The sequence below is a fragment of the Arthrobacter sp. 05L45_2 genome (genome assembly GCF_056397525.1).
Map to the genome: position 1 here is coordinate 1 of NZ_JBFTNO010000208.1, position 5,595 is coordinate 5,595.

Annotated in this window: 6 protein-coding genes; 4 read left to right on the forward strand and 2 right to left on the reverse strand. The window is 68.2% G+C overall.

The window, feature by feature from the left end; translation table 11 throughout:
• On the forward strand, positions 1 to 1,436 hold a 1,436-nt coding region (locus AC1DHD_RS13755; protein ID WP_476880254.1), incomplete at its 5' end, for a helix-turn-helix domain-containing protein.
• On the opposite strand, the gene AC1DHD_RS13760 is transcribed toward AC1DHD_RS13755, so the two are convergent.
• Both AC1DHD_RS13760 and AC1DHD_RS13765 read right to left on the reverse strand, forming a co-directional pair.
• Positions 1,433 to 1,996 (reverse strand): GNAT family N-acetyltransferase, encoded by a 564-nt coding sequence (locus AC1DHD_RS13760; protein ID WP_476880255.1) that lies wholly within the window; start codon positions 1,994 to 1,996, stop codon positions 1,433 to 1,435. The two genes, AC1DHD_RS13755 and AC1DHD_RS13760, sit on opposite strands and share 4 nt — an antisense overlap.
• 123 nt (positions 1,997 to 2,119) lie before the next feature.
• A complete protein-coding gene (locus tag AC1DHD_RS13765; RefSeq protein ID WP_476880256.1) occupies positions 2,120 to 2,791 on the reverse strand; it encodes a GntR family transcriptional regulator in 672 nt (223 codons plus the stop codon).
• Positions 2,792 to 2,949: 158 nt separating this feature from the next.
• On the opposite strand from AC1DHD_RS13765, the gene glyA reads away from it, so the two are divergent.
• From glyA to AC1DHD_RS13780, 3 genes are all read left to right on the forward strand, one after another.
• Entirely contained in the window at positions 2,950 to 4,260 is a 1,311-nt protein-coding gene (glyA, locus tag AC1DHD_RS13770; RefSeq protein ID WP_476880257.1) for a serine hydroxymethyltransferase, read from the forward strand.
• Positions 4,257 to 5,477, forward strand: a complete 1,221-nt coding sequence (locus tag AC1DHD_RS13775) for a sarcosine oxidase subunit beta family protein (RefSeq protein ID WP_476880258.1) — start codon at positions 4,257 to 4,259, stop codon at positions 5,475 to 5,477. Before glyA ends, AC1DHD_RS13775 begins: the two co-directional genes overlap by 4 nt.
• A gap of 29 nt (positions 5,478 to 5,506) precedes the next feature.
• Positions 5,507 to 5,595, forward strand: an 89-nt coding sequence (locus AC1DHD_RS13780) for a sarcosine oxidase subunit delta (RefSeq protein ID WP_476880259.1), incomplete at its 3' end; no start/stop codon positions are given.

The window sequence follows — 5,595 nt, forward strand, 5'->3', positions numbered from 1 at the left end:
GCCCGCTGGTGCGCAGCAACCTGCCCGGGACCCTGGAACGGACCGTCCGCTGGGTGCACTCGAGCGAGGTGCTGGAGATCGCCCCGCTCCTGCGCGGCGGGGAACTGCTGCTCTCCGGCGGGGAGTCGCTGCTGGCGCTGCCTGCCGAGGAGCAGGAGGCCTACGTCCGGAGCCTCGCGGCCCGGCACATTGCGGCCCTCGCCCTGCAGACCGCGGGACAGCTGGCACCCCTGCCGGAGGCACTGGTGGCGGCCGCCAACACCCACGGGCTGCCGCTGATCGAACTGCGCGCCGTGGCACCCTTCGTGGACATCGCCGAGGCGGTCAACCGCATGGTGGTCAACGAGCAGGCGGCCGCCCACCTGGTGGTTGATGACCTCTCCAGGCGGATCGCGCGGCTGATCACGGACAAGGGCCCCCACCTTCCGACCATCCTTGAGCTGGTGGCGGCGGCGTTGAAGGCCGACGTCGAACTGGCCGCGCCGGACGGATCGCTGCTGGGCCGCGCGGGGGAACCCGTCGCCGAAGGCGGCTCAGCCGCCGAAGCCGGCATCGTCGTCGGCGGCCAGCACGCGGCCCAGCTGACGCTCCGCTCCCCCGGCGATCCGATGCTGCTGGAGCTTGCCGCCGAACGGCTGTCCGGAATCCTGGCCGTCGCGCTTTCGCAGGCCTTCCGTCCGACGCCCGCGCAGGTGGCCGAAGCGCGCCTGCTGGAGGCGGTGATCGAGGGCGGTGATGCCGATTCCCTCCAGCGGCTCTGGCTGCAGGCCGGGCTCCAGCCCGGCCATGCGGCAATGGTGGCGGTATTCCGGACCGCCGGACGCGACACCAAATTCCCCGCCGTCGAACGCGCCCTGCAAGTCCGCGGGGTGCAGGTGAAGTCCCACCTGTGGGACGGCGAGCGCGCGGTGCTGCTGGCACTGCCGCACCAGGGCGCCCGGGCCGCCCGGGAAGTGCTCCTCCGCGCCGCCCGGGAAGCCCTGGCGGATTCCGACACCTGCGCAGCCTTCGGCCCCAACGTCGCGGACGGGGCCCGGGCGCACGACTCCTATATCGAGGCGCGGGAAGTCATGCGGCTGGGCACGCCCGGGGCCGGCGATGCCCTGGATGCCATGGACTTCCTGGGCCGCCGGATTCTTTCCGCCGTGCCGCACCCTGCTTTTCTGGACTCCTACGTCGAATCCGCACTCGGTGAGGTGCTTGAGTGGGACCGGAAACACGGGACGGCCCTGCTGGCCACCCTCCTGTGCTGGCTCGATTCGGGGTGCAACACAACGGCCTCGGCCGTGGCGCTGAACGTTGAGCGGCAGACCATGCACAAGCGGCTCAGCAAGATCCAGGCGCTGCTGGGCGGGGACCCGCGGACCTCCGGCAGGCTCTTCAGTATCCACATTGCCGCGGCGGCGGCAGCCGCGACTCCGCCCGGCCGGAGCTAGCTCGCCGCGGCAGGCTGCGCGGCAGCCCATTCGGCACGGAGGATCGAAAAGACTTCCTTGTCGTAACGGTTTCCGTCGTAGACCCAGCTGCTGCGAAGAATCCCGTCCGAATGCATACGCAGCCGCTGCGCGACGGCGACGCTGCGGTCGTTGTCGGTGCGGCACCGCCATTCGACGCGGGACATCCCCCGCTCGGCGAAGGCCCACTCGATGAGCAGTTCCACCGAGCGCGTGATGAGGCCGCGGCCCACCGCGTCGGGTTCGAGCCAGCAGCCGATCTCGCAGATGCCCCAGACGGGATCGAACGTCACAAACATCACGCCCCCAAGGATCCTGCCGTCGTCCCACAGCCCGTAGATGCGCGCTCCGTCGTTGGCGGCTGCCGTTGCGTAGCGTTGCAGGGTGGCGCGGGCGCCCTCGACGGTGTCGGTGACGAATGCAGGCCCCACCCACGGGCGGATATGTTCCCGCGCCCTGCCCATGTGCTCGGCAAACTCGGCGGCATGCCAGGTCTCAAGGGGCTTCAGGACGACGCCGTCCCGCACGGCTGTTTCAAACATGGCTGCTCCGAGGGTCTGGCCGGGGACTGGCTGCCCCGGGGGGTGGTGATCATGGGTGGGCGGGTCCGGTGGCCGCCCCCAAGCTGCGGGGGACGGACCAGGTACGCACCTGCCTCCCTGATCCTAAAGGACGCTGCGGATGGTCTTCTCGAATCTTGAGACGTGTTCGTAGGCCAGCTTTTCGGCCAGCTCCGCGTCGCCGTCGGCCACGGCCTCGAGYAGCTTCACGTGTTCGGTGATGTGGCCCTTCACCGACGGGACCTTGTCCAGGACCAGGCACCAGATCCGGGTGGCCAGGTTGTCGAAGCGGATCAGGGTGTCTTCCAGGTGCGGGTTGCCGGCGGCGCGGTAGATCAGCCGGTGGACCGTGAGGTCGTACCGCATCAGGTCCCGCTTGTCATCGGGCCGGGCATCGATGGCCGAAATTGCCTCCGCCACCTGGCGCAGCTGCTCCCGCATCTCCGCACTGGCGTTCGCCGCAGCACGGCGGGCCGCCAGGGGTTCGAGCAGCTCCCGCACGTCGGAGACGTCCGCGAGTTCGGTGATGTCCACAACGGTGGCGAACGTCCCCCGGCGCGGATACGAGACCACCAGGTGGTCACCTTCCAGCCGCTTTAGCGCCTCCCGCACGGGAGTGCGGCCGACGCCGAGTTCAACGGAAAGCTGGCCCTCGTTGATCGCCTCGCCGGGACGGATCTCCAGCATGATCAGCTTGTCCCGCAGGTGCTGGTACGCCCGGTCAGCGAGTGACAGCTCGGGGCTTCCCGCGGGCTCATTCTCGAGCACCATGCTCATCTGGGTTCCTTCTCCTAAGGCCGGGAGGCCATATTACGGCCGGCCCGAACACCACTGTTGACGTCCTGTGATCTGCAACATACTATTCCACTACAGCTAATATATCAGTCCTAGATCAGTTGATGATCAGCCAATGGGCGACTGCGTAAGGAGATTTCATGTTGGAAGCACTCACCGGTTCACTCGCTGAAGCGGACGCGGACATTGCATCCGCCATTGCCCGCGAGCTGGAGCGCCAGCAGTCCACGCTGGAAATGATCGCCTCGGAAAACTTCGCACCAACGGCRGTGATGGAGGCCCAGGGGTCGGTCCTGACCAACAAGTACGCGGAGGGCTACCCGGGCAAGCGCTATTACGGCGGCTGCGAACACGTCGACGTGATCGAACAGCTCGCCATTGACCGGGTCAAGGCCCTGTTCGGCGCCGAGGCGGCGAATGTCCAGCCGCACTCCGGGGCGCAGGCGAACGCCGCCGCCATGTTCGCGCTGCTGGATCCAGGCGACACCATCATGGGGCTGGACCTCGCCCATGGCGGGCACCTGACCCACGGGATGAAGATCAACTACTCGGGCAAGCTCTACAACGTTGTTCCGTACCACGTGCGCGAATCCGACATGACTGTGGACATGGCCGAAGTGGAGGCGCTGGCGCTCGAACACCGGCCCCGGCTGATCGTGGCCGGCTGGTCCGCCTACACCCGGCAGCTCGACTTCGCCGAGTTCCGCCGCATCGCCGACGCGGTGGGCGCCTACCTGATGGTGGACATGGCCCACTTCGCCGGGCTGGTGGCCGCGGGCCTGCACCCGAACCCGGTTCCGTACGCCGACGTCGTGACCACCACCACGCACAAAACCCTCGGCGGTCCCCGCGGCGGCGTCATCCTCAGCCGCGAGGCCCTCGCCCGCAAGATCAACTCCGCCGTCTTCCCCGGCCAGCAGGGCGGCCCCCTGGAGCACGTGATCGCTGCGAAGGCCGTGTCCTTCAAGATCGCCGCCAGCGACCACTTCAAGGACCGCCAGCAGCGCACCCTCGAAGGCGCCAGGATCCTCGCCGAGCGGCTGCTCGCCCAGGACGTCGCGGACTACGGGATCTCCGTCGTCGGTGGCGGAACCGACGTCCACCTGGTCCTGGTGGACCTGCGCCGCTCGGAACTGGACGGCCAGCAGGGCGAGGACCGCCTGCACCGGATCGGCATCACCGTCAACCGCAACGCGGTCCCGTTCGACCCCCGGCCGCCGATGGTGTCCTCCGGGCTCCGGATCGGCACCCCGGCACTGGCAACCCGCGGATTCGGCCGGGCCGAATTCACCGAGGTCGCGGACATCATCGCCGAGGCGCTCAAGGGCGAACTCACCGAGGAGTCCGCCGTCCTGCTCCGCGACCGGGTCACGGTCCTGGCCGACAAATTCCCCCTGTACCCCAACCTTTCCGGCGATTCCGGAACCACCACGAACGGAGTTGCCCAGTGAGCACCCCCCACCTTCCGGAGCACCCGGACTTCCTCTGGCGCAACCCGGAGCCCAAGTCCTCCTACGACGCCGTGATTGTCGGCGGCGGCGGCCACGGCCTCGCTACCGCCTACTTCCTGGCAAAGAACCACGGCATGACCAACATCGCGGTCCTGGAAAAAGGCTGGCTGGCCGGCGGCAACATGGCCCGGAACACCACCATCATCCGCTCCAACTACCTGTGGGACGAGAGCGCGGCCATCTACGAGCACGCGCTCAAGCTCTGGGAAATCCTGCCCGAGGAACTGGAGTACGACTTCCTGTTCAGCCAGCGCGGGGTGATGAACCTGGCGCACACCCTCGGCGACGTCCGCGAGAGCATGCGCCGGGTGGGGGCGAACAAGCTCAACGGCGTCGACGCCGAATGGCTGGACCCGCAGCAGGTCAAAGAACTCTGCCCCATCCTGAACATCAGCGACAACATCCGCTACCCGGTTATGGGCGCCACCTACCAGCCCCGGGCCGGCATCGCCAAGCACGACCACGTCGCCTGGGCGTTCGCGCGCAAATGCGACGAACTGGGCGTGGACATCATCCAGAACTGCGAGGTCACCGGCTTCGTCAAGGACGGCAACCGGGTGGTGGGCGTCAAGACCAACCGCGGCACCATCCAGACCGAAAAGGTGGGCCTCGCCGCGGCCGGGCACAGCTCCGTCCTGGCGGAAATGGCCGGCTTCCGGCTGCCCATCCAGTCCCACCCGCTGCAGGCCCTCGTCTCGGAGCTGCACGAGCCGGTCCACCCCACGGTGGTGATGTCCAACCACGTGCACGTCTACGTCTCCCAGGCCCACAAGGGCGAACTGGTCATGGGCGCCGGTGTCGACTCCTACAACGGCTATGGCCAGCGCGGGTCCTTCCACGTGATCGAGCACCAGATGGCCGCCGCCGTCGAACTCTTCCCCATCTTTGCCCGCGCCCACGTGCTCCGGACCTGGGGCGGGATCGTGGACACCACCCTCGATGCGTCCCCGATCGTCGGCACCACCCCGGTGGAGAACATGTTCGTCAACTGCGGCTGGGGAACCGGCGGGTTCAAGGCCACCCCGGCGGCCGGGCTCACCTTCGCCCACACCATCGCCACCGGGACACCGCACCAGCTGAACAAGCCGTTCGCGCTGGAGCGCTTCGAAACCGGGGCACTGATCGACGAACACGGCGCCGCCGCCGTGGCCCACTAGCCGCCGCCCACCAGAAAGAAGAAGACGCCATGCTGCTTATTTCCTGCCCCAACTGCGGCTCCCGCGACGAGACCGAGTTCCACTACGGCGGCCAGGCCCACGTGCCCTACCCCGAGAA

Bases quoted from the DNA above. Each gene is read 5' to 3' on its own strand.
- AC1DHD_RS13760 (WP_476880255.1), bottom strand. From the start codon at position 1,996: ATGTTTGAAACAGCCGTGCGGGACGGCGTCGTCCTGAAGCCCCTTGAG.